Annotated in this window: 23 protein-coding genes, 1 tRNA gene and 1 pseudogene; 14 read left to right on the top strand and 11 right to left on the bottom strand. The window is 70.0% G+C overall.

The window, feature by feature from the left end; all coding sequences use genetic code 11:
* Window positions 1-717: 717 nt before the first annotated feature.
* Both ACQ66R_RS22500 and ACQ66R_RS22505 read right to left on the bottom strand, forming a co-directional pair.
* On the bottom strand, window positions 718-1,248 hold the full coding sequence (locus tag ACQ66R_RS22500; protein ID WP_430425738.1) for an AAA family ATPase: 531 nt from the start codon (window positions 1,246-1,248) through the stop codon (window positions 718-720).
* Between the two features lie 145 nt (window positions 1,249-1,393).
* Window positions 1,394-1,873: a 3D domain-containing protein gene (locus ACQ66R_RS22505; RefSeq protein ID WP_430425740.1), complete on the bottom strand. Its 480-nt coding sequence runs from the start codon at window positions 1,871-1,873 to the stop codon at window positions 1,394-1,396.
* A 186-nt stretch (window positions 1,874-2,059) separates the two neighbouring features.
* Between ACQ66R_RS22505 and ACQ66R_RS22510 the strand changes: the two are divergent.
* From ACQ66R_RS22510 to folD, 5 genes and pseudogenes are all read left to right on the top strand, one after another.
* A pseudogene (locus tag ACQ66R_RS22510) lies at window positions 2,060-2,224 on the top strand (glutathione S-transferase N-terminal domain-containing protein); the annotation flags it as partial.
* Between the two features lie 145 nt (window positions 2,225-2,369).
* Window positions 2,370-2,642, top strand: a complete 273-nt coding sequence (locus ACQ66R_RS22515; RefSeq protein WP_430425742.1) for a glutathione binding-like protein — start codon at window positions 2,370-2,372, stop codon at window positions 2,640-2,642.
* A 42-nt stretch (window positions 2,643-2,684) separates the two neighbouring features.
* A complete protein-coding gene (locus tag ACQ66R_RS22520) occupies window positions 2,685-3,710 on the top strand; it encodes a S1/P1 Nuclease (RefSeq protein ID WP_430425744.1) in 1,026 nt (341 codons plus the stop codon).
* Window positions 3,710-4,168: an NUDIX domain-containing protein gene (locus ACQ66R_RS22525; protein WP_430425746.1), complete on the top strand. Its 459-nt coding sequence runs from the start codon at window positions 3,710-3,712 to the stop codon at window positions 4,166-4,168. The genes ACQ66R_RS22520 and ACQ66R_RS22525 overlap by 1 nt, the downstream gene beginning before the upstream one ends.
* Window positions 4,169-4,187: 19 nt before the next feature.
* Window positions 4,188-5,078: a bifunctional methylenetetrahydrofolate dehydrogenase/methenyltetrahydrofolate cyclohydrolase FolD gene (folD, locus tag ACQ66R_RS22530; RefSeq protein WP_430425748.1), complete on the top strand. Its 891-nt coding sequence runs from the start codon at window positions 4,188-4,190 to the stop codon at window positions 5,076-5,078.
* A gap of 19 nt (window positions 5,079-5,097) precedes the next feature.
* On the opposite strand, the gene ACQ66R_RS22535 is transcribed toward folD, so the two are convergent.
* From ACQ66R_RS22535 to ACQ66R_RS22550, 4 genes are read right to left on the bottom strand one after another with little or no spacing between them, the layout of a single operon-like run.
* A complete protein-coding gene (locus tag ACQ66R_RS22535) occupies window positions 5,098-5,721 on the bottom strand; it encodes an ABC-type transport auxiliary lipoprotein family protein (protein ID WP_430425750.1) in 624 nt (207 codons plus the stop codon).
* Complete coding sequence (locus ACQ66R_RS22540) at window positions 5,721-6,674, bottom strand: MlaD family protein (RefSeq protein WP_430425752.1); 954 nt, start codon at window positions 6,672-6,674, stop codon at window positions 5,721-5,723. Before ACQ66R_RS22540 ends, ACQ66R_RS22535 begins: the two co-directional genes overlap by 1 nt.
* Window positions 6,674-7,501 carry an ABC transporter ATP-binding protein gene (locus ACQ66R_RS22545; RefSeq protein WP_430425754.1) on the bottom strand — a complete coding sequence of 276 codons (828 nt, stop codon included), beginning with the start codon at window positions 7,499-7,501 and terminating at the stop codon, window positions 6,674-6,676. The genes ACQ66R_RS22540 and ACQ66R_RS22545 overlap by 1 nt, the downstream gene beginning before the upstream one ends.
* The gene (locus ACQ66R_RS22550; RefSeq protein ID WP_430425756.1) at window positions 7,498-8,625 is read right to left on the bottom strand and encodes an ABC transporter permease; all 1,128 of its coding nucleotides are present in this window, start codon (window positions 8,623-8,625) and stop codon (window positions 7,498-7,500) included. Before ACQ66R_RS22550 ends, ACQ66R_RS22545 begins: the two co-directional genes overlap by 4 nt.
* Before the next feature lie 239 nt (window positions 8,626-8,864).
* Here ACQ66R_RS22550 and ACQ66R_RS22555 point away from each other — a divergent pair, with 239 nt between their 5' ends.
* From ACQ66R_RS22555 to ACQ66R_RS22565, 3 genes are read left to right on the top strand one after another with little or no spacing between them, the layout of a single operon-like run.
* Window positions 8,865-9,179 (top strand): hypothetical protein, encoded by a 315-nt coding sequence (locus tag ACQ66R_RS22555; RefSeq protein ID WP_430425758.1) that lies wholly within the window; start codon window positions 8,865-8,867, stop codon window positions 9,177-9,179.
* Window positions 9,180-9,221: 42 nt separating this feature from the next.
* A complete protein-coding gene (locus ACQ66R_RS22560; protein ID WP_430425760.1) occupies window positions 9,222-9,725 on the top strand; it encodes a YdcF family protein in 504 nt (167 codons plus the stop codon).
* Between the two features lie 31 nt (window positions 9,726-9,756).
* The gene (locus ACQ66R_RS22565) at window positions 9,757-10,653 is read left to right on the top strand and encodes a hypothetical protein (protein WP_430425762.1); all 897 of its coding nucleotides are present in this window, start codon (window positions 9,757-9,759) and stop codon (window positions 10,651-10,653) included.
* 15 nt (window positions 10,654-10,668) lie between these two features.
* Here ACQ66R_RS22565 and ACQ66R_RS22570 read toward each other — a convergent pair whose 3' ends face one another.
* Window positions 10,669-11,301: a glutathione S-transferase family protein gene (locus tag ACQ66R_RS22570; protein ID WP_430425764.1), complete on the bottom strand. Its 633-nt coding sequence runs from the start codon at window positions 11,299-11,301 to the stop codon at window positions 10,669-10,671.
* A gap of 126 nt (window positions 11,302-11,427) precedes the next feature.
* Between ACQ66R_RS22570 and ACQ66R_RS22575 the strand changes: the two genes are divergently transcribed.
* Both ACQ66R_RS22575 and ACQ66R_RS22580 read left to right on the top strand, forming a co-directional pair.
* Window positions 11,428-12,762: a CitMHS family transporter gene (locus ACQ66R_RS22575; protein ID WP_430425766.1), complete on the top strand. Its 1,335-nt coding sequence runs from the start codon at window positions 11,428-11,430 to the stop codon at window positions 12,760-12,762.
* A gap of 190 nt (window positions 12,763-12,952) precedes the next feature.
* A protein-coding gene (locus ACQ66R_RS22580; RefSeq protein ID WP_430419033.1) for an IS630 family transposase occupies window positions 12,953-13,895 on the top strand; the annotation gives its coding sequence in 2 pieces (ribosomal slippage) (window positions 12,953-13,288 and window positions 13,290-13,895; 942 coding nt in all).
* Window positions 13,896-13,907: 12 nt separating this feature from the next.
* Here the strand turns inward: ACQ66R_RS22580 and ACQ66R_RS22585 are convergent.
* The 4 genes from ACQ66R_RS22585 to ACQ66R_RS22600 form a co-directional block, all read right to left on the bottom strand.
* A complete protein-coding gene (locus ACQ66R_RS22585) occupies window positions 13,908-14,750 on the bottom strand; it encodes a universal stress protein (protein ID WP_430425768.1) in 843 nt (280 codons plus the stop codon).
* A 352-nt stretch (window positions 14,751-15,102) separates the two neighbouring features.
* Window positions 15,103-15,177 (bottom strand) — tRNA-Val (locus ACQ66R_RS22590).
* Window positions 15,178-15,195: 18 nt separating this feature from the next.
* On the bottom strand, window positions 15,196-15,906 hold the full coding sequence (gene gph / locus ACQ66R_RS22595; protein WP_430425770.1) for a phosphoglycolate phosphatase: 711 nt from the start codon (window positions 15,904-15,906) through the stop codon (window positions 15,196-15,198).
* Window positions 15,896-18,151 carry a transferrin receptor-like dimerization domain-containing protein gene (locus ACQ66R_RS22600; RefSeq protein WP_430425772.1) on the bottom strand — a complete coding sequence of 752 codons (2,256 nt, stop codon included), beginning with the start codon at window positions 18,149-18,151 and terminating at the stop codon, window positions 15,896-15,898. Before ACQ66R_RS22600 ends, gph begins: the two co-directional genes overlap by 11 nt.
* A 110-nt stretch (window positions 18,152-18,261) precedes the next feature.
* Between ACQ66R_RS22600 and glmU the strand changes: the two genes are divergently transcribed.
* From glmU to ACQ66R_RS22620, 4 genes are all read left to right on the top strand, one after another.
* Window positions 18,262-19,614, top strand: a complete 1,353-nt coding sequence (gene glmU / locus ACQ66R_RS22605; protein ID WP_430425774.1) for a bifunctional UDP-N-acetylglucosamine diphosphorylase/glucosamine-1-phosphate N-acetyltransferase GlmU — start codon at window positions 18,262-18,264, stop codon at window positions 19,612-19,614.
* 160 nt (window positions 19,615-19,774) lie between these two features.
* The gene (rpiA, locus tag ACQ66R_RS22610; protein ID WP_430425776.1) at window positions 19,775-20,455 is read left to right on the top strand and encodes a ribose-5-phosphate isomerase RpiA; all 681 of its coding nucleotides are present in this window, start codon (window positions 19,775-19,777) and stop codon (window positions 20,453-20,455) included.
* Between the two features lie 11 nt (window positions 20,456-20,466).
* The gene (gene gor / locus ACQ66R_RS22615; protein ID WP_430425778.1) at window positions 20,467-21,846 is read left to right on the top strand and encodes a glutathione-disulfide reductase; all 1,380 of its coding nucleotides are present in this window, start codon (window positions 20,467-20,469) and stop codon (window positions 21,844-21,846) included.
* 28 nt (window positions 21,847-21,874) lie between these two features.
* A complete protein-coding gene (locus tag ACQ66R_RS22620; protein ID WP_430425780.1) occupies window positions 21,875-23,062 on the top strand; it encodes an O-antigen ligase family protein in 1,188 nt (395 codons plus the stop codon).
* Window positions 23,063-23,099: the final 37 nt, after the last annotated feature.

The following is a 23,099-nucleotide window of genomic DNA, read 5'->3' on the forward strand; positions in this document are numbered from 1 at the left end:
GCGCTGCAAGCAAGTTCCTCCGGAACTGGAGAACCCAAACTTGCAGTCGCGCGCGCAGCGATCGCTCAACCTCAAGCTTTTGAGGAGACCCCCGAACCTCCATGCGTGCATGTTTGCATGAACATCGGTACTGTACCAGCGCGAATAGTTAAGCTGGCTTCTGCGCAGGCGACCCGAGGCCCAATGATGAACGTGTTCCTACGGAAATGGCGTGCGGCCGCGGCTGCGGCTGCGGCGGCTGCTCTGGTGCCCACATCACCCTTCGCGGACCCGCCGGAGCCTGCTCCGATTGGGGTAGTGTGCGCCTTCCGGCATGCGACCATTCCCGCTTACGCCTCTCCTGAGGCGACCGACAGTCGCCGTGTTCAGGCGAACAACGTCCAACTGCCGCTTCTGGTTAACCAGAGTGCGAACTTCCGCCTCCGTGTGGCGCCGCCACAGGGGCCCTACTGGGTCGCCGCCGCTGACGTCGAGTGGCGGAGGGTGCGGCGGTCGGTGGGTTCCGCGAAGGGGGAGAAGATCCTGGGACAGCGCGCTTGGCAGGACAGCCGAACGCGCGCGGCGTGCGCTGTGACGCCGGCGTCGCGACGCTAGTCGCAGCTGTAGCAACCCGCGGCCCCTGCTACGGACGCCGCGCTCCGAACTTCCAAGTAGCCCTCGTCGTCGTAGATCCATAACGCGAGTGAATCAGGACGTTTTCCAGTGGCGTTAAAGGCCTCAGCCTCCGTGCGAGAGCACGAAAGCCGCACGGTCCTCCAGGCTGCCTTTCGGCACGATCACCGGCTCGTAGCCCAGCTCGGGCAGCGTCCGCAGGATCTGCGCGAACACGGCTTCCATCTGCGACCAGTCCTGCCGGCGCTCGGCGTCGGTCGCATAGATCTCGCGCCACGGCGGGAAGACGAAGACCTGCCGGTTGTACCGCCGCGTCCGGATCGCCTCGACGAGGGCCGGGGAGGGCGGCACGCCGTTGGTCCCGTACATGTCCATCAGACCGCGGTCGAAGAACACGCGGCCCGGCTCGGCCTCAAGTCGGTCGAAGTCGGCGATGTCGCGGGCGGTGGTGAGATCGCAACAGGCCTTCGGATCGATCCAGGGCACCGCCGAGCCGCCGGCCTCGACCTGCTCGCGGATCACGGCGCGGATGTTCTCGTCGACGGTGAGTTCGCCCGCCGCCCGCAGGTGTTCGATCAGCGCAGTCTTGCCCGTGCCGCCGCCGCCGGTGAAGACGAAGAAGTTGGGTTTGTGCATGTTTCCCTCCTCCGGGGAGGGACAGGCGCGCGCAGCGCGCCAGGGTGGGGAAGTGTGGGTCGGAGTGTTGAGCCCGGGAAGGATCGTGACATCCCCACCCTGATCGCTTCGCGATCTGTCCCTCCTCGGAGGGGAGGGAAGGCGCTTAGTTCGGCGGGCAGCCTTTGAACTGGCCAACCTTCACGGCGGTGAGGGTCGATTGGTTGAGCTGGCGCAGGGTCTTCATCGAGGCGGCGTTGTGGCCCGTGTAGAGGTCCACGCGCTGGCCCTTGATCGCGCCGCCGATGTCGGAGGCGTACCAGTAGCCGTCGTGCGCTTGGCCGTCGGGCATCTTCAGGCCCACGGTCTCCTTGATGAAGACCACGGTGCGGCGCGGAATGATGGACTTGTCGACCGCCAGCGTGCGCATCGGCACGACCTTGCAGCCAAGGCTGTCCAGCACGCCGACACCCTTGGCGCCGGCATGATACAGGGTCGCCTTCACATTGAAGACGCCGGTCCCGGGAAGCGCCCCGGAAATCACCGAAGTGATGAGGTCGCCCACAGGGTCGTTTGGCGCGGCAGACGCGCTGGACCCGAATCCGAGGGCCGAGATTACTGCCAGGGCGGCGAGGCGGCGTCGCATTGACGGCGTCTCCTTCGTCGTTGAACTGGGTGGCCGGAGTCCTACCGGCTGAGGTCTTCGGGGGCAACCCCGGAACGGCGGTTTGTCGCAAGCTGTGAGCTTACCTAACAGCGCGCGTGAGCCAGGATCGCTTGCGCCGCAGGGGAAAACGCCGCACAGCCACGCTTCAATCCTGGAGTCCGGCGCATGAAAATCTATGGGGACAGCAAGTCCGGCAACTGCCTGAAGGTCAGCTGGACCGCCGATTTCCTGGGCCGACCCTACGACTGGATCGACGTCGACATCCTGCAGGGCGAGTCGCGCACGGCCGACTTTCTGGCGATGAATCCGGCCGGCCAGGTGCCGGTAGTCCTGCTCGAAGACGGCCGCGCGCTGGCCCAGTCGAACGCCATCATCCTGCACCTGGCCGAGGGCTCGCCGTTGATCCCTGCCGACGCCTACGACCGGGCCCGGATGCTGGAGTGGATGTTCTGGGAGCAGTACAGCCACGAGCCCTATGTGGCCGTCGCGCGCTTCCAGGTGCGCCTACCAGGGCAAGCCGGTCGAGGATCTCGAGCCCCGGCTGGTGGAGCGTGGGAACGCGGCGCTGGCGCGGCTCGAGCAGGGCCTGCAGAGCTCGCCCTTTCTGGTGGGGGACCGCGTCACGCTCGCCGACGTGGCGCTGGTGGCCTACACGCGCCTCGCGCACGAGGGCGGATTCAGCCTGGATGGCTATCCTGCAGTGAAGGCCTGGGTGACGCGGGTGGAGCAGGCGCTCAACATCCGCTGAGCCGGCTTGCCATCCGGCGGCCGGCAAGCGACACCCAGAAGCATGAAACGCCGCCCCTTTTCCTCCAGAATGGCTGTCGCCGCGCTGGCCGCCCTGGCCATCGCCACCCCCACTTCGCTGCTGGCCTGGGGTAACACCGGTCACCGGATCGTTGGCGACCTTGCGATGCGGGCGCTGCCGGCCGAGGTCCCACAGTTCCTGCGGACGCAACAGGCGGCGGCGGACGTGAGCGAGCTGTCGCGCGAGCCGGACCGTTCGAAGGGTTCGGGCAAGCTGCACGGCCACGACCGCGACGCGGGCCACTTCGTCGACCTGGACGAAGAGGGGAAGATCCTGGGCGGGCCGCCGATGCTGCCGTTGGCCGCCACCCGGGCAGACTACGAGACGGCCCTGCGCGCCGCCGGGCTCGACCAGTGGAAGGGCGGCTACCTCCCGTATACGATCATCGACCGCTATCAGCAGCTGACCACCGACCTGGCCTATTGGCGCGTGCTGAATGCCGCCGAGAAGAACCCGGCCTGGAAGAAGAACCGGGCGTGGTTCCGGCAGGATCGGATCCGCCGAGAGGCGCTGATCCTGAAGTCGATCGGCGAGCTGTCGCACTTCGTGGGCGACGGCAGCCAGCCGCTGCACGTGACCACCCACTACAACGGCTGGGGCGACTATCCGAACCCCAAGGGCTATTCGACGGCGCGCCTGCATGGCCCGTTCGAGAGCGAACTGGTGCAACAAACCGTGAAGGCCGATGCCGTGGCGGCGAAGATGATGCCGTTCAAGTCGTGCAACTGCCCCATCGAGCAGCGGGTCGGCGCCTACCTCACCGAGACCGGCACGTTCGTGATCCCGTTCTACGAAATGGAAAAGGCCGGCGGCCTCGCGCCCGGCGACCCGCGCGGCACGGCCATGGCCACCGAGCGCCTCGCCGTCGGCGCCTCCGAACTGCGCGACCTGGTCGTCGAGGCGTGGCGGGCCAGCGCCAACGTCAGGATCGGCTGGCGGCCGGTGGCGGTGCAGGACGTGCTCTCCGGCAAGGTCGATCCGTATCCGGCGCTCTACGGCGTCGACTGATGCCGCCCCAGTTCGGCGCGCCGCCGCCCGGCCAGGTCCCGCCCGATCGGCCGGCGGCGTTCTGCGTCATCGAGCGGGACGGCCTGGTCGCCCTCGTCGAGGTGCCTTGGGAGGGGCGCGGCCTGTTGCTGCACCTGCCCGGCGGCGGCCTGGACCCAGGCGAGACCGAGGCCGAAGCGGCCGTACGGGAATGCGGCGAGGAGGCCGGGCTGGTCGTCACGCTGGACGCCGAGCCGTTCATCCGCGCCGACCACTATTTCCTGCATCACGACGGGATGATCCGGAACACGCGCGGCGCCTTCTTCGCGGGCCGCGTCCTGGCGGAGGATCCGGCGCGGGTCACCGAGCCGGACCACCGGTTGGTGTGGATATCGCCGTCGGAGGCGGTCGTTCAGCTCGAGCGCGAGTCCCACGCCTGGGCGGTCGCCGCATGGCTGAGATTGCGTGCGCGCGCCTGACCGGCTAGCAGCGCTGCCCATGACGGCGCAAATCATCGAAGGACTGCCGGTCGCCGACCGCCTGCGGGCGGACGTGACCGCGGAGGTGGCGCGGCTGCGCGCCCAGCATGGGCTCCAGCCGGGGCTGGCGGTGGTGCTGGTGGGGGACGATCCCGCCAGCCAGGCCTATGTGAAGTCGAAGGGCGAGCAGTCCAAGGCGGCCGGGATGCACTCGGTGACCCACCTGTTGCCCGGGAACACGACGCAGGAGACCCTGGAGGCGCTGGTCCGCGATCTGGCGGCCGACCCTGCCATCCATGGCGTCCTGGTGCAGCTGCCGCTGCCCAAGCACCTGGACGAGAAGCCCGTCATCGAGCTCATCGGACCCGACAAGGACGTCGACGGCCTGCACGTCGTCAACGCCGGGCGTCTCGTCGCCGGGCTGCCCGCCCTGGTGGCCTGCACGCCCACGGGCTGTCTGATCCTGCTGAAGGCCACGCTGGGCGACCTGACCGGCAAGCACGCGGTCGTGGTGGGCCGCTCGCTGCTGGTGGGCAAGCCGATCGCCCAACTGCTGCTGGCCGAGAACTGCACCGTGACCATGGCTCATTCGCGCACCGTCGACCTGCCGGGGATCTGCCGCCAGGCCGACATCCTGGTGGCCGCGGTCGGCCAGCCGCGGATGATCCGCGGCGACTGGATCAAGCCCGGGGCCTGCGTGATCGACGTGGGCATCAACCGCGTGCCGTTCGACAATCCGGAACAGGCGGCGGCCGGCAAGACCAAGATCGTCGGCGACGTGAACTACAAGGAAGCCTTGCAGGTCGCGGGTTCGATCACCCCGGTGCCCAAGGGCGTCGGCCCGATGACCGTGGCGGTCCTGCTGCACAACACCGTGTTGGCGGCGAAGCGGCTGGCCGGGGTCGCCTGAGTCCCTCGGCGCGACCGCGCTAGCTGGCCTTCGCGTTCTCGCTGGTCCAGGCCACGACCTCGGCCAGCACGTCGGCCACGGCCTTGTCGTAGGCCGGGACGATCGCGCTGACGCGATTGTCGGCGGCCCGGACGCGCTTCTCGAAGATCCGCTCGGAGATGACGCCCGCGCTCGTGCCGGACGTCAGGGCGCCACGCACGCGGACCACCACCACCGGCGCCGCCTTGGGCCCGCGGTCGTACTGGGTCTCGAAGTTGCGCACGTCCAGCCGCAGGATGTAGGCGGCCGTGGCCGGTTCGCCGCGCGAGATGATCCGCACGTGGCCGGGGTCGGTATCGAAGGCGGCGAGGACGGCCGCGTCCCAAAGCGCGGCCGCCGGCGCAACCCAGCGCGTCTCGGCGATGTAGGCGGCCTTGCCCTGGCTGATCGTCAGCAGGCGATCGCCCGAAGACTCCCGCTGGAACAGGGCGTTGGCGCGAAGCACGCCCACCGTGCCCGCAGGCGCGGCGACAGCCTCGGCGGCCACCGGCTGACCGAAGCGGTAGAGGTCGGCGGGCTTGCTCTTGGGCAGCAGCGAGACGCAGCCCGAGAGCGCCAGGGCGGCGGCGCCGACAGCGGCGAGACGGAGGAGGGGGGAGCGCATCACTTGGGCACCTTCATTTCCTCGGCGGCGGGTTTGCCCAGGGCGCCGGTCGGGCTGGACTGGACGTCGTTGACCAGCCGCTCCAGCGACTCGGCGGCGGTCTGCAGCTGAACCACGGCCGCTGTGATCTGCGGCAGGCCGTTGGTGGCGAAGTCCGTGGTGGGACCCTGCAGCCGCCCGATCATGGCCCGGGCGTCTCGGGAAGCGACGCGCGCCTCTTCGGCGGCGTCGGCCAGGTTGGCGATGGCGCGCTTGCCGTCGCCGTCCACCACGTTGCGCGTCGAGGCCGACAGCTTGGCGATCCCGTCGGCGGCCGCATCGATCCGCTGCAGGGCGCTCTGGGCGTCGGCGATGATCGCCTTGCGTTCGCGCAGTTCGGCGGTGACCGCCTGGGCGTCGGAAATCGCCGCCGAGAAGGTCTTGATGTTCTCGTCCGACAGCACGCGGTTCACGCGGTCCAGCGCCTCGATGCTGCGGGTCAGCACCGTGCCGCCGCCCTCCAGCAGGTCGGACAGCGCGCTGCGCTGGCTGCGCAGGATCGGGATGCATTCGCGCAGGCCCTGGCGTTCGCATGCCGACTGCTTCAGCAGCGGCCGGGTGCCGGTGCCCGAGGTGATCTGGACGTAGTTCAGGCCGGTGATGCCCTGGGGCTCCAGCGTCGCGTAGCTGTCGATGCGGATCGGAACTTCCTCGGTCACCCGGACGCGCGCGATGACGTTGCGCGGGTTGGTCTGGTCCAGCGCGATCTTCTGCACCTCGCCCACCTTGATGCCGTTGAAGTGGACTTCGCCGCCTTCGCTCAGGCCCCGCACAGGGCCCTGGAAGACGATGTCGTACATGTCGTAGTCCCGGGCGATGCTGAGCCGGGCGAGCCAGACGACGAACACCACGAGCGCCGCCATGAGGATCAGCGTCGAGAGGCCCACCAGCGTGTAATTGGCGTTCTTTTCCATCAGTACTCCGTCGTCTCGCGGGCGGCGCGCGCGGCGCGGCCGCGGGGACCCAGGAAGTATTCTCGGATCCACGGATGTTGGGACGTCTCGAGCTCGCGCACCGGGGCGGTCGCAACCACATGCCGGTCGGCCAGGACGGCCACGCGGTCGGTGATCTCGTAGAGAGAGTCGAGGTCGTGGGTGATCATGAACACGGTCAGGCCCAGGCTGTCGGCCAGGTCGCGGGTCAGTTCGTCGAAGGCGGCTGCGCCAATGGGATCCAGGCCCGAGGTGGGCTCGTCCAGGAACAGCAGCTCGGGGTCCAGCGCCAGCGCCCGGGCCAGGCCCGCACGCTTCTTCATCCCGCCAGACAGCTCCGCCGGCTTCAGCGATCCCGCCTCGGGGCGCAGGCCCACCATGGCGATCTTCAGATCGGCCAGTTCGTCGGCCTCTTTGCGGCTCAGGTCGGTGTGTTCGTACATCGGGGCCGTAATGTTCTCGCGCACCGTCAGGTTCGAAAACAGCGCGCCGCCCTGGAACAGCACGCCCCACCGGCGCTCGATCTCGCTCCAGCGCCGCCGCGACGCGCGCTTCAGCTCCTGGCCGAAGACTTTGACGGTCCCTGACGTGGGCGAGCGCAGGCCGATGATGGTGTTGAGCAGCACCGACTTGCCGGTGCCGGAGCCGCCCACAATGCCCATCACCTCGCCACGTTGGACGGTGAGGTCGAGATCCTCGTGCACCACATGGTCGCCGAACTGGTTGCCCAGGCCGCGCACCTCGATCGCAGGCCCGCTGCCGTCCAGGCCGGACGCGTCGTCGTCGAGGGTGTCCGAGGCCACGGTCATAGGTCGAGCTGCATGTAGAGGAGAGCGAAGGCCGCATCGATCATGATGATGGCGAAGATGGCGTGGACCACCGCGGCCGTCACGCGCTGGCCCAGCGACTGGACGTCACCGCCCACCAGCAGGCCCTGACGGCAGCCTATCCCGGCGACCACGGCGGCCATCACCGGGGCCTTCGACAGCGCGATGTAGAAGTGGTTCGGCCCCACGTTGTCGATGATCCGCTGCAGGAAGAACGTCGGGCCCAGGTCGAGCACGGTCCAGGTCACCAGCAGACCCCCGGCCAGACCCGCCAGAGTGGCGACGAAGGTCAGCAGCGGGATGGTCAGCAGTAGGGCCAGGAAGCGCGGCAGCACCAGCGCGTCGTAGGGGTCCACCCCCATGACCTGCATGGCGTCGACCTCCTGCTGCATCTTCATCGAGCCGAGTTCGGCGGCGAAGGCCGAGGCCGATCGGCCGGCCAGCAGCACGGCCGTGATGACGATGTTGAACTCGCGCAGCACCGCCACGCCGATCAGCTCGACCACGAACACCTCGGCGCCGAACTGCCGCAGCATGTTGACGCCCAGCAGGGCCACGACCGCGCCGATGAAGAAGGTGGTGATGGCCACGATGGGGATGGCGTCGAGGCCGGCCCGCTCCATCTGGGTGAAGATCGGAGCCCAGCGCACGCGGCGCGGCGCGCGGACCAGGTTCCCGAACATCCGGCCGGTCACGACCAGCAGGTGGCCGAAGAAGGCCATGGTGTCGAGGAACTCGGCCAGCAGGTCGGTCATGCCGCGCCCGATGCGGATGACCATGTTGTGGAAGCCCACGGGTTCGCGGCGGACGACCCGCTCCACCTGCGTGGCGTCGCTCACCAGCTCCAGCAGACGGCGCGATTCGGGGCGGCCCGCCACGCGGTCGAGGCTGAGATCCGAACCGACCGCGCGCACGATCGCGAAGGCGCCGGCCGTGTCCATGCGGCGCACGCCGCTCAGATCCAGGCCGATCCCATTGATTCCCTTGACCGCCGCGGCCAGGCGATCGGCCGCGTCGCCGAGCTGCGCCGTCGTCCAGTCGCCGCTGAGCGCGACGGTGGGGCGATCGGTCGCGGGCTGCAACTGAAGGGCGGCCGGCTTCTCCATGCAAAAGGTTGTCCCGGTGTACGCGGCGACTGTCCAGCCTCGTCGTCCGGGACGGATGCTCCTTCGAAAGTTCGCGCCCCCGTCCGGGCGACCTGCCGCCAACGCGCGTATGGCGAAGGCTGTTCCCGTTCGAAGCGCGGTTCGTGCACAGCTACGGCCACGCTCAGCCAAGATTTAGTCCAAGTCGGGCGGGTAAGCATCCCGGCCTATACGACCCGAGTAAGAGTGGAGAGAGCCCCGTGAACCGCCAGATCGATCTCGCCGGGGCCTCCGGCGCCCGCTACCGGTACTCGCCGCTGGAGGAGAACCGCTTTCTGCCGCCTGCCGGGGCGAATTATGTGATCGCCGAGATCACCGACGACGGCGGCGCGAACGTCGTCTACGCGGGCGAGACCGACAATCTGGCCAGCCAGACTTGGCGCGCCGACCTGGAGAAGGCCCGGCGCAAGTACGCGGCCGTCACGGTGCTGACCCGCCTGAACGTGACGCGCGCGGTGCGCGAGGCCGAGCGGCGCGACCTGATCGACCACTACCATCCGCCGCTGAACGGCTGAGACCGCTTTGGCGGACGGCGCGGCGTGCGCCATGCTGGCCGCGTGGACGGGCCGCCTCTCATCGTGATCTTCGGCGCCGCGGTGCGCGCGGACGGGTCGCCGTCGGCGGCGTTGCTGCGCCGGATCGGCTATGGCCTGCAGGCCTCGCGCGCCTGGCCCGAGGCCCCGATTCTCTGCTCCGGCGGGGTGGGGCGGGTCGGACCCTCCGAGGCCTCGGTGATGCTGGACGTGCTGTCGCGTGAGGGCGTGGCGGCCCGGCGGCTCATCCCCGACGAGGCCAGCCTGGACACCCTGCAGAGCGTGGCCGTCGCGGCCCGCCTGGCGCTGGGCGGCGGCAGCCCGTTCGTCGTCGCCTGCAGCGATGGGTACCACCTGCCCAGGATCCGGCTGATGCTGACGGTGCTGGGCGTGCGCAGCGTCGCCGGCCCCCAGCGCGGGCCGCGAGGCGCGCTCAAGCATCGGCTGGGCATGGCGCTGCGCGAGATCCCGGCCATTCCGTACGACGTGGTCCTGGTCGCCGCACAGCGACGCCGGCTTCTGTCATAGTGCTGACCCACTCGCCCTGGAGGTTCGGGCCATGGCTTCCGATCCGCAGAATCCCTTCCGCAACAGCGCCTGGCCGCAGATGCCGCAGGCGCCTTTCCGCGTCGGGCCGCTGTCGCGCAGCGCGGGCCCGACCCAGACCGACGCCGAAACGCAGCCCACGCCCGAGCCGCCCGCGCCTGAGCCGCCGCCGACCCGGGTGACGCCGCTGTATGTCCGCCCCGTGGGCGCGGCGCCGTCTCAGGGCCTGGGGAGCGGCGGCGCCATCCCGACCGCGATGCCGCCCGTGACGCCGCCGCCCCGGCCGATCCGCGCCGATCCGCCGCCGATCATCGCGCGGGCTCCGCCGGCCGAACCCCCGCCACCGCCGCAGATCGTCGACCCCGAGCCCGAGGGCTTCGAGGTCGAGCCGGTGATCGTCGAGGCGCCGCGCCGTCCCGGATCGCCGGCGCCGGTCAAACCCAGGCCGAAACGTCGCCCGATCTCGCCGTCGGCATGGGCTGCGGGCGCGGTGGGTGTCGCCGGCGTCGCGGGGCTGGCCTATCTGCTGACCCGCAGCCCGCCGCCCGCGGCTCCGGCGCCAGCGCCCGCCGTGGCGGTCGCGCCCACGGTGGCCCCCGTGGTCGTCGCGGCGCCCCCGATCACGCCCCCTGCGCCGTCTCAGGTCGCGACGCCGGCCGCCACCTCATCGGCGGTCACCTCGACGCCGACGCCGGCCCGCAGGGTCGCCGCCGTGACGCCCGTGCGAACGCCCTCACGGGCGCCCGCCGCGCCCACCGCCGCCGCTGTCGAAGAGGCGGCCGCAGCGCCGGTGCTGGCCCTCCCGCCCGCGCCGCCTGTCGCCCAGCCAGGCGCTGCGCCGCAGCCGGCCTACGTGCCGCGCACGACCCCTGACCCGAACGCGCCGATCACGACTCAGCGGCCGTATTAGGGGGCCCGCACGACGTCACGACGCGGGGGGCGTGACGTGGAACGGCTGCACCACGGCCTCGAACTCCGGCCGCGCCTCGCAGGCGGCGGCGTGGGCCGCCAGCGCCGGCCAGTCCGCGGCCGCATAGACCTCGGGCAGGGCCTCGCTCACAAACCGCAGGACGCACGCCACCGCCACGTCGGCATGGCCGATGCGCTCGCCGAACCACCAGGGCCCACGCGTCGCGCGGTCGGCCTCCAGGGCCTGCAGGACGCCCGCGATCTGCGCCCGACAGCGTTCGACCCACATCGCCGTCCCGCGCTCGTGGATCACCCGCTCGTAGACGAGGCTCACGGCCTTGTCGGCGAGGCCGGTGGCCAGCGCGATCGTCTTCAGCGCATGCCGGCGCTCCGGGCCTGAGGCGGCGATCAGGGCGCGCTCGCGGCCGGCCAGTTCGTCCAGCCCGTCCAGGATCGCGCCGCTCTCGAACAGAGCCTCGCCGTCGTCGGCGATCAGGGTGGGCACGCGCCTTAGCGGGTTGTGGGCGGCGATCCGTTCGGCGTCGCCGAATACCGACCAGGGCCGGTGCTCGTAGTCGAAGCCATAGAGCCGCAGCGCCACCGCCACGCGGCGCACGAACGGGCTGTCGTACTGTCCGATCAGGATCATCGCGGCTCCCCCAGGCTGTCGCGTCCAGGGATATGGGGGCGGGCAGGGCCGGGAAAGGGCCACATGTGTGGAATCCGGCTATGGATGTTTCACCGCGTAGCCATTTCGGGGACGGAGCCCGCGCGCATGAGCCTCGCCCTCCTGGGCTTCGCGATGGTGGCTGCGTTCATGACGTTGATCATGACCGGGCGGCTCGCCCCCGTGGTCGCGCTGATTGTCACGCCCATCGTCTTCGGCCTCCTGGCCGGCTACGGCCTCGACCTCGGCCCGATGATGCTGGAGGGCGTGAAGAAGATCGCGCCCACCGGCGTGATGATCATGTTCGCCATCCTCTATTTCGGCGTGATGATCGACGCCGGCCTGTTCGACCCGGCCGTGCGCCGCTTGATCGCCATCGTCCACGGCGACCCGGTGCGGGTGGTGATCGGCACGGTGGTGCTGGCGGTGCTGGTGTCGCTGGATGGCGACGGCTCCACGACCTACATGGTGACCGTCGCCGCCATGCTGCCGCTCTATCGGCGCATGGGCCTCAATCCGCTGATCATGGCCTGCCTGATCATGCTCTCCAGCGGGGTGATGAACCTGACGCCCTGGGGCGGGCCGACGGCGCGGGCGGCCACGGCGCTGCAGCTGGACGCCGGGGCGCTGTTCCTGCCGATGGTCCCGGCCATGGCGACGGCGGTGGGCTTCCTCTTGCTGCTGGCCTGGCTCTACGGGCGCGCCGAACGCAAGCGACTGGGCAGCCTGCGGATCGTGGGCGACAATCCGCCCGGCGGCTTCGACGACCTGACCCTGACCGCGGACGGCGGCGTCACCGTCTCGTCCGACCCCGCGGCGCTGCGGCCCCGGCTGCTGATCGTCAACGCCGTGCTCACGGTGGGCCTGCTGGCGGCGCTGGTGTCGGGGCTTGTGCCGCTGCCGATCCTGTTCATGGCCGGCTTCGCGGTGGCCACCCTGATCAACTACCCCAAGCCGGCCGACCTGCGGGCCCGCATCGCCGCCCACGCCCCGAACGTCATCGCCATGACCGCGCTGATCTTCGCGGCCGGGGTGTTCACCGGCGTGCTCTCGGGAACCGGCATGGCCCAGGCGATGCCCCAGAGCCTGATCGCGATGATCCCGCCGGCCATGGGCCCCTACATGGCTCCGATCACCGCGGCCCTCAGCCTGCCGATGACCTTCTTCGTCTCCAACGACGCGTTCTACTTCGGCGTCCTGCCGGTGCTGGCCGAGGCGGGGGCGCAGTACGGCGTCTCGAAGGCCGCCATCGGCGCCGCCTCGCTGGTCGGCCAGCCCTTCCACCTGCTGAGCCCCCTGGTGCCGTCCACCTACCTGCTGGTCAGCCTCGCCGGCGTCGAGTTCGCCGCCCACCAGCGCTTCACGTTCATCTGGGCCATCGCGACCTGCGCCGTCATGGCGCTCGCGGCGATGCTGCTGGGCGTGTTTCCGTTCCGGGCGTGAGGGGAGAGCCAGGGGCAATTCGCAGCGAGGGGCGGTCGGCCTTCGACCGGGAGGCCGAAGGCCGACGCGCGGAAGGCGCCTGGAACGCAGGTGCGCCGGGCCTAGAGCGTGACCGCGCTTAGCTGAATCGGGATTCCGGGTTTGGGCGGATCATGATTCAAGATGTGGGCTGGATGGGAGGCCAGCTCGCATGGGTCGACCCTACTCGCTTGATCTGCGGGATCGAGTGGCGCGCTTCGTGGTGGCGGGCGGGACGTGCCGTGAGGCGGCGGAGCGGTTCGGGGTCGGGGTGGCGACGGCGGTGCGCTGGTCGCAGCGTCTGCGGAGCGAAGGCAGCGCCGCAGCGCGGCGGATGGGCGGTCATCGGCCGCTGGTGCTGGCGGGCGAGCGGGACTGGCTGCTGGCGCGGATCGCGGAGCAGCCGGACCTGACGCTCCGGGCGATCCAGGCCGAGCTCGCCGACCGCGGCGTGGTTGTGAGCTACGACGCGGTGTGGCGTTTCTACCTGCGCCAGGGCGTGACCTTCAAAAAAAAGCCTGCACGCCATCGAGCAGGACCGACCGGACGTGGCCAGGAAGCGGGACCGCTGGCGACGCCATCAGGGCCGGCTTGATCCGCGCCGCCTGGTCTTCATCGACGAGACTTGGGCGAAGACCAACATGACCCGCACCCACGGCCGCTGCGCGCGTGGCCAGCGGCTGGTCGGCAAGGTTCCTCACGGCCACTGGAAGACCCTGACCTTCCTGGCCGCACTGCGATGCGATCGGATCGACGCGCCCTTCGTCCTGGATGGGCCGATCAACGGCGAGTGGTTCCGGGCCTACGTCGAACAGGTCCTCGTCCCGACGCTCGCCCCCGGCGATGTGGTGATCATGGACAACCTCGGCAGCCACAAGGGCAAGGCCGTCCGCCAGGCCATCCGGCGCGCCGGCGCGCACCTGATTTTCCTGCCGCCCTACAGCCCCGACCTGAACCCCATCGAACAGGTCTTCGCCAAGCTGAAGACCCTCCTGCGCAAAGCCGCCGAGCGCACCGTCGAAGCCACCTGGCGACGCATCGGCCTCCTCCTCGACCACTTCTCAGCCGCCGAGTGTGCCAACTACCTCGTCAACTCCGGATACGCTCCATGCTGAAGCGGTCACGCTCTAGTGGGCCAGCAGAAGCGGCATTCTGGGGTTCGCCAACAAAGACTCCGTGGCGCCGCCCAGAATGAACTCCTGGATCCGCGAGCGACCGTAGGCGCCCATGACCAGAAGATCAGACCCATGCTCGGCCACGTAGTCGGACAGGACCTGGCCCACCTTTCTGTTACCCGCGTCAACTTCGTCTGCGACGGCTTCGACGCCATGGACACCCAGGTGGCGCACCACCTCGGCGCCAAGGCCCGCCCGCGCCTCGGCCTTTTCGTTGAGCACGGTCAGGACCCTGACCTGCTTGGCCTTGGGCAGAAGCGGAAGCGCCGCGGCCAGGGCGCGTGCGGCGGTCGGGCTGCCGTCCCAGGCGACCACGACAGTACTGAGGCCGCCGCCGAGCAACTCGGCCTTTCCGGGCCGGAATAGAAGAACCGGACGCCCCGAGCCGAAGACGACGGCTTCGGTGACGGCGCGCTGGCCGTCTCGTCCATCGACCATTGGAACGAGGCACAGATCTCGCGTTTGGGCATGGAGCGCCACATGGCTGCCGACCGCGTAAAGGTCTGCCTGGGTCAGAAGGCTGCCGCCGGTGACCTTGTAGGTGGCGAGCTTCTCTTCGAAGACCGCGACCGCGCTCTTGCAAGCGGCCAGACTTTTCGCTTCCTGCTCAGCACACACGGCGGTGAGATTGATGAGCCGGCTCGCGAGGTAGTTGCTGGACGCTTGCAGGTTGACCTGGACAGCTAGCGCGGTGAGGTGGCCGCCCACCGCCGCGGCAAATCGCACGGCCTGGTCGATAGCCTCGGGCGGCGTGGGGTCGGGGTAACTGTAGATGTGGAGCAGCAGGTCCTTCATGAGCGGACCTCCCGCCCGACGTCGGCGCTCTGAACAGATGCGGCCTGCGATGGCTCCGCGGGAAAGTGACGATGTTCCATGTGCTCCTCCGAGATGGAGGGTGCGCTTGGGAGCCGCCTGGACTCGTTCTGGGGAACAATCGAAACGGACCCCCGGCGCACCGGTGAGGTCCGACATCACGATCACCATTGACCGTCAGAGGGGCCCGGATCCCACAGCCGAAAAGTAGGTCTGGAGCTCCACCATTGCAAGCCAGCGGTAGGACCTCGGCCTGTCGCGGGGCTCGTCTGCGCCTGAGTAACCGTCGTCGCGGCCCCACACTCGGGGCTGACTGACTTGAGAGGGAGAAGAATGGTGGATGCGACAGGGATTGAACCTGTGACCCCCTCGGTGTGAACGAGGTGCTCTCCCGCTGAGCTACGCATCCGCCGCAGGAAGGGGCGCGCTATAGCGGACCCGATTGTTCGCCGCAAGCGCCCAACAGACGCAGGCACGCATCGGGCAGCGCATCGAAGTGGTGGATGAGCTCGTCGGCGCCCAGGTCCGCCGCCGGGATGTCGGTGTAGCCGAAGCTGACGATGATCAGGCCGGCCTTTGCGGCGCGGGCGGCGCCGGCGTCGGTGTTCGCGTCTCCCACCAGGATCGTGCGCGACATCGACCCGCCGGCGACATCGACGGCGGCTTGCAGGTGGCGCGGGTCGGGCTTGGCGAAGCCGGCTGCGTCAGGTCCGACGATGGCGGCGAAGCGCGGGGCCAGGCCCAGGGCCTTCAGCAGCGCGACCGACAGGTCGGTGGGCTTGTTGGTGCAGACCGCCAGCGTGGCGCCCTCGGCGGCCAGCACGTCCAGCGCGGCCTCGCAGCCGGGGAAAGGCCGGCTCTCCTGCGCGATCCGCCCCAGGTAGTGCGGGATGAATCGCTCGAAGAGCTGTTGCAGCTGCTCAGGCGCGATGTCCTGCCCTGCGGCGCGAAAGCCACGCTGGATCAGGTGGCGCGCGCCGTGGCCGATGAACGGACGCGCCTGGTCGAGCGGCAGGGGCGGGAGCCCCTCGGCCATCAGCAGGTGGTTCAGCGTGCCGATCAGGTCGGGGGCGGTGTCGACCAGCGTGCCGTCGAGGTCGAAGGCGATCGTGGCCCCGTCCAGTCGCTTAGCCGCCATTCATCACCGCGGTCGCCGCGTCCAGCCCGGCGGCATAGTCGATGAGCGCCTCGGCGGTCAGGCCGATGTAGGTCACCGCGTCGTCGAAGCGGCGCTCCTCGATGGCCTCGCGCACGCCCGGCAGGGTCTTGGCGCCATAGCCGGTGAAGCGGCCGGGCGCGTAGAGCATGTTCTTGTACCAGGGCCGGAACGGCAGACCCTGGTCGCGCAGCAGGCGCTGTTCCAGGGGCAGGATCGCGGCATCCAGCTTGGCCTTCTGGGACTTGGTCAGCCTCGGCCCCTTCGCAGCCAGCGTCTGGTCGAACGTGGTCGCGCTGGTCCTCAGTCGGGCCACGGCGGCCTCCAGCTTGCCGAAGTCGATCTTGGGCGACGCGGCCAGCGGCGAGGGGTCGGCGCGGCTGACCCGCGGATCGTCGGCGATCTTGTAGGCGCCCGCGGCCAGCAGCCTGGCCCGCGTCTGGGCCTCGTCGCGCCGGGAATCGGCCAGCCGCTTCACCTCGTCGACATAGCCGCCCACGACGTCGGCCAGATCGCCGTACCGCTGCACCGGCGTGTCGGCGTCGGCCAGGCGCATGACCATCCGGCCCGTCGTCTTGGCCAGCGCGCCGGCATAGGCGTGGCCGGGGTCCACGAAGCGGCTGTGGTGCTCATAGGTGTCGTAGGCGGAGTGATAGACGCCGCCCGAGTCGCCTTCGCCGCCGAAGCCGACGTTGAGGCTGGCCAGGCCCAGGTTCTGCAAGAAGGCCGAATAGTCCGATCCCGATCCCAGGGGCTCGATCGGCAGGTCGCGGCCGTGGTCGGCGGCCATCTTGCCTAGCCCGATCTGCCGTGGCGTGGCCGTTGGGGAGGCCGCGTCCACCTCCAGCCCGGCGCGCAGACGGTCGCGCACTGAGACGCCCGTCTGCGGGTCGATCACGTCGGCCGACACCTCGTTGACGAAGTGCTGCAGCGAATGGCTGCCGCCCACGCCCAGGAAGCCGCGGCTGTTGGAGTCGGAGTTGATGTAGACGAGCGCCTTCTTCTTCAGCTCGGCGGCGTGCTCCTCGGCCCACTCGGTCGAGCCCAGCAGCATCGGCTCCTCGGCGTCCCAGCTGGTGTAGATGATGGTGCGCTTGGGCTTCCAGCCGGCCTTCACCAGCGCGCCCAGGGCCTTGGCCTCGCCCATCATGGCTACGTGACCCGACAGCGGGTCAGAGGCGCCGAACACCCAGCCGTCGCGGTGGTTGCCGCGGACGATCCACTCGTCGGGCCGTTCCTTGCCCTTCAGCGTGGCGATCACGTTGTAGGCCGGTTTCAGCGACCAGTCGGACTCGACCTTGATGTGGACCTTGGCCGTATCGCCGCCCCCTACGTGATAGGTGATCGGCAGCGAGCCGCGCCAGGCGGCGGGCGCCACCGGGCCGTCGAGGGCCGACAGCAGCACCTGGGCGTCGCCGTACGACAGGGGCAGGGTGGGGATTTTCAGGATGGTCTGGGCGTCGGCGCGGTCCACGCGCTTGGCGTCCTTGGTCGAACCGTAGCCGGGGGTCGTCGGGTCGCCCGGGAAAACGGTCATGTCGGCCACCGAGCCGCGCTGGAAGCCCTGCGGCGGCCGGGCCGCGCCCTTGGGATAGACGTCGTCCACCGAATAGCCGTCGTCGCGCGGGTCGGAGTAGATGATCGCGCCCACTGCGCCGTGCTCCTGCGCCAGCTTGGGCTTCAGGCCGCGCCAGCCTGCGCCGTAGCGGGCGATGACGATCTTGCCCTTCACCGAGACGCCCAGGCGCTCCAGGGCGTCGTAGTCGGCGGGCATGCCGTAGTTCACGTAGACCAGCGGGGCGGTGACATCGCCGTCGCCCTGGAACGCCACATAGGCCGGCAGCTGGTCCCTGGTCCGGCTGGAGCTCTCGTCGCCGGGGATCGGCCGCTCGTTCAGCGTGGCCTTGAACGGCGCGCCGGCGCCGGCAGTGAGTTCGAGGGCGACCTCCTTCGGCGTCGGATAGAGCACCCAGAAGGTCTCGATCTTGGCGTCCCAGCCCCAGCTCTTGAACTGGGCCAGGGTCATCTCGGCGTTCTTCTTGTTGTGCGGCGCGCCCACGTGGATCGGCTCGGCCGACATGGTCTTCAGCCAGCCGCCCATCTCGGCGTTGTCGATCATCCCGTCGAACTTCGCCTCCAGCGCCTTGTCGGGGGCGGCCAGGCCGGCGGCGGGAAGCAGCGCCGCGACAGCGACGGCGGCGAAGAGCAGGCGCGAGCGAGATGACATGGAGATTCCCCGACTGGACGGCGCGGACGCTAGCCCGCAGTCGCATCGGCTCACAAGGCTTGCTAAGCCGAGGGACCACTTAAGACTCGCCTTGCCGCCGGAGAGCCCGAATGACCGCCAGAGCCGCCGTGATCATGGCCGCCGGCCACGGCACGCGGATGAAGTCCAAGACGCCCAAGGTGCTGCACAAGGTGGGCGGGCGCACGCTGCTGGACCGCATCATCGACACCGTCCAGGCGGCCGGCTGCGAGCGGATCCACGTGGTGGTGGGCACGATCCCCGCGGTGCGCAAGCTGGTGGTCGACCGCCTGGGCGAGGCCGCGGTGGTAGTCCAGGACCCGCCGAGGGGGACTGGCCACGCGGTGATGTGCGCCGAGGCGGCTCTGGCCGACTTCGACGGCGACGTCCTGGTCGTCAACGCCGACCCGCCGCTCCTGACCGCCCAGGACCTGGAGCCGCTTTTCACGCTGCGGCGCGGCGGCGCGGCCCTGGCGCTGCTCGGGTTCGAGCCGGTCGACCCGTTGCTCTACGGCCGCATCCTGCGCGGCGCCGACCACCACGTGATCCGCATCGTCGAGCCCAGCGTGGCCAGCGACGAGGTCAAGGCGGTCAAGCTGTGCAACGCCGGCATGTACCTGGCGGGCCGGGAAGACCTGTTCCGCTGGCTGTCGCGGCTGACCGACGACAACCCCAAGAACGAGTACTTCCTCACCGGCATCGTCGCCGAGGCGGTGGCCGAGGAGAAGCTGGTCCGCGCCCACGTCGCGCCCGAGACCGCGGTGATGGGCGCCGACACGCCCATGCAGCTGGCCGACGCCGAGGCCGAGTTCCAGAAGCGCCGCCGCGCCCACTTCCTGGCCGAGGGCGTGGCGATGACCGATCCGAAGACGGTCTACTTTTCCTGGGACACCGAGATCGCGCCCGGCGCGACCGTGGAGCCGTACGTGGTCTTCGCGCCGGGCGTGAAAGTGGCGACCGGGGCCGTGATCCGCGCGTTCAGCCACCTGGAGGGCTGCGTGGTGCGCGAGGATGCGCTGATCGGCCCTTACGCCCGCCTGCGTCCCGGCGCCGACATCGGCGAGGACGCCCACATCGGCAACTTCGTGGAGGTGAAGAAGGTCACGGTGGGCAAGGGCGCCAAGGCCAACCACCTGAGCTACCTCGGCGACGGCACGGTGGGGGCGGGCGCCAACATCGGCGCCGGCACGATCTTCTGCAACTACGACGGCTTCTTCAAATACGACACCCATGTGGGCGAGGGCGCCTTCATCGGCTCGAACTCGGCCCTGGTGGCGCCGGTGACGGTGGGGGCCGGGGCCTTCACCGGCTCGGGCTCGGTGATCACCAAGGACGTGACGCCCGACGCCCTGGCCCTCTCGCGGCCGGCCCAGGTGGAGAAGCCGGGCTGGGCGGCGCGCTTCCGGGAGGTGATGGGCGCGCGGAAGAAGGCGGCGCGGAAATGAGCGGGCGCGTTCCTTTTCCCTCCCTTAATGGGGAGGGACCGGCGGCGAAGCCGCCAGGGTGGGGAAGTGTGGGCCGGAGCGCTGAAGTCGGAGAGGATCGCGACTTCCCCACCCTGACCGCCTACGGCGGTCTGTCCCTCCCCATTAAGGGAGGGAGGATATGAGCGAGGACCAAAAGCGCGCCGCCGGCGAAGCCGCCGCGGCCCTGGTCAAGCCCGGTATGGTCGTAGGCCTGGGCACCGGCTCGACGGCGGCGTGGTTCGTGCGCGCCCTGGCGGCGCGCAGGCTGGACATCGTGGGCGTGCCCACCTCCCAGGCCACGGCCGAGCTGGCGGCGGGCCTGGGCATCCGGCTGGGCGAACTGGGCGAGACCAAGGGCATCGACCTCACCGTCGACGGCGCCGACGAGATCGGACCAGGCCTGTCGCTGATCAAGGGCGGCGGCGCGGCGCTCCTGCGCGAGAAGCTGGTCTGGGAAGCGTCCAGATCGTGCGTCGTGATCGCAGACGCTGCCAAGAACCTAAAATTCCTGGGAAAATTCCCGCTGCCGATCGAGGTCGTGGCGTTCGGCCACAAGACCACGGCGAACCGGATCTGCGACGCGCTGGCCGAATGCGAACTCGACATCGTTCCGATGCTCAGGCGCAAGGACGGCGAACCTGTCAAAACCGACGGCGGCAACCTTATCTATGACGCTCACTGCGGCCGGATCGAGGAACCGGCGGCCCTGGCGGCGGCGCTGAAGAGCGTCACCGGCGTGGTCGACCACGGCCTTTTCCTCGACCTGGCCGACCGCGCGCTGGTCGGCACGCCCGACGGCGTGATCGAACTCGAACCCTAGGAGGGCCACCTTTGGCCTACGACTACGACCTTTTCGTCATCGGCGCCGGCTCCGGCGGCGTTCGGGCCTCGCGGCTGGCCGCCATGACCGGGGCCAAGGTCCTGGTGGCGGAGGAGCACCGCGTGGGCGGCACCTGCGTGATCCGCGGCTGCGTGCCCAAGAAGTTCATGGTCTATGCCTCTGAATATTCGAAGGCTTTCGAGACGGCGCGCGGTTACGGCTGGACCGTCCCCGAGACCACCTTCGACTGGCCGCGCTTCCTGATGGCCAAGGACAACGAGATCGCCCGCCTTTCCGGCATCTATGTCCGCAACCTCCAGAACGCCGGCGCCGAGCTGGTGCACGGCAAGGCCCGGTTGGTCGACGCCCACACCGTCGAGGTCGAGGGCCGGGGGCGCGTCACCGCCGACAAGATCCTGGTCGCCACCGGCGGCCGCCCCTGGATGCCTGCCGACCTGCCGGGCGTCGAGCACGCCATCACCTCGAACGAGGCGTTCCATCTGGAACAGCTGCCCAAGCGGGTGGTGGTGGTAGGCGGCGGCTATATCGCGCTGGAGTTCGCCTGCATCTTCAACGGCCTGGGCGTCGATACGACGGTGGTCCACCGCGGCCCCAACGTCCTGCGCGGCTTCGACGACGACATCCGCAGCCATGTGGCCGAGGAGATGGAGGCCGCCGGCGTGAAGGTCCGCCTGGGAACCCAGATCGGCCGCATCGAGAAGTCGGCCACGGGCCTCGTCGCCCACTGCATCGACGGCCATGCGCTGGAGGCCGACGTCGTCATGTTCGCGGTCGGCCGCGTGCCCTATACCGACGACCTGGGCCTGCAGAACGCGGGCGTGGCGCTCACCGAGACCGGCGCCGTGAAGGTGGACGATTACTCCCGCTCCAGCGTCGACAACATCTGGGCCGTGGGCGACGTCACCGACCGCATCAACCTGACCCCCGTCGCGATCCGCGAGGGCGCGGCCTTCGCCCAGACCGTCTTCTACGACAACCCGACCACCTTCGATCACGACATGGTCGCCTCGGCGGTGTTCACCCAGCCGCAGGTGGGCTCGGTGGGGCTGTCCGAAGCCGACGCGCGCCACAAGCACGGCAAGGTCGATATCTACCTCTCCAAGTTCCGGCCGATGAAGGAGACCTTCTACGGCGGCCACCAGCGGGCGCTGATCAAGCTGGTGGTGGAGCAGGGGACCGAGAAGATCCTCGGCTGCCACGTCGTGGGCCCCGACGCCGGTGAGATCATCCAGATGGCGGCCATCGCGCTGAAGATGGGCGTGACCAAGACCCAGTGGGACTCGACCTGCGCCGTCCACCCGACCCTGGCCGAGGAACTGGTGACGATGCGCGAGAAGTACACCCCGCCGGCCCTGGGCGCGGTGGCCTAACCGAGCGAAGCCCCGTATCACGCGGGCCATGAGCGACACGGCGCCGGCGGCGCGGGACGGGTTGGGGATCTGGTGCGGCTGGGTGCTGACGGGCGCCGCCGTGCTGACTCCGCTGATGGCCTGGCTGGGGCCCCTGGGCTTTGCGCTGTTGCTGAGCCTGGCCGGCCTGCTCTGCCTCCCGGCGTTCCGGGTCAGCCTGCGCGAGGCGCCGCTGCTGGTGGTGCTGGCTCTGGCGGCGGCCTGGGCGGCGGTGTCGGGCCTCTGGAGCCCGCACAAGCCGGGCGAACTCGAGGACTCGACGGCGCTGAAGATCGCCCTGCAGGTCCCGCTCTACTGGGCCGCCTGGAGCGCCGCGCGCCGGGTGTCCCCACCTTACCGCCAGCGGATTCTGCGGATCTTCGCCTGGGGGTTGGCGATCTACGGGGTGATCCTGCTGGTCGAGGCCGTCACGGGCGGGGCCATCTATCAGGCGGTGCGCAACGCCATCGGCGACCCCATCCGCCCCGATCTCGCCCGCAAGAATGTCGCCCAGGGCAGCTTCGTACTGGCGCTCCTCTGGCCGGTGGCGCTGGCGGCGGGGATTCGCGCCGGGGCGCCGGTATGGCTGGCCCTGCCGATGGCGGCGGGCACGGCGCTGCTGGCCAACCGCTTCCTGTCGGACGCGCCCACCCTGGCGGTCGGGTTCGCCATCCTGATCGCGGGCCTGACGATGGTGTGGCCAAAGACCGCGCCCAAGGTGTTCGGCGTCGGCGTCGCCCTGCTGATCGTGGCCATGCCGCTGTTGATCCTGGCCGTGGAGGCGCTGGGCGCGGGCCAGCATCTGCCGGTCTCCTGGGCCCAGCGCGTCGGCTACTGGACCTATGCGCTGGAGCGGATCGCCGAGCGGCCGTGGACCGGCTGGGGCCTCGACGCCAGCCGCGCCTTCAGCCCCTACATCCAGCTCCACCCCCACAACGGCGCGCTGCAGCTGTGGCTGGAACTGGGCCTGCCGGGCGTGCTGGCGGCGGCGCTGGTGTGGGTGTTCATCTTCCGCCGCCTGGCCCGCGACACGCGCAGCTACGTCGCCGTCGGGGCCGCCGCCTCGGCCGCGGTCTACGTCTTCTTCGGCGCCATCAGCTTCGGCGTCTGGCAGGAGTGGTGGCTGGCGCGGGGCGCCCTGGTCGCCGTCATCGCCGCCCTGGGCGACGGCGAAGAGGCTGCGTCGCAGGGGAGGTGACGCCCCGGGCCGCGTCGAGTAAAACGCCCGGCCCGCC

It is taken from the genome of Phenylobacterium sp. (genome assembly GCF_965284355.1).
Classification (GTDB): domain Bacteria; phylum Pseudomonadota; class Alphaproteobacteria; order Caulobacterales; family Caulobacteraceae; genus Phenylobacterium.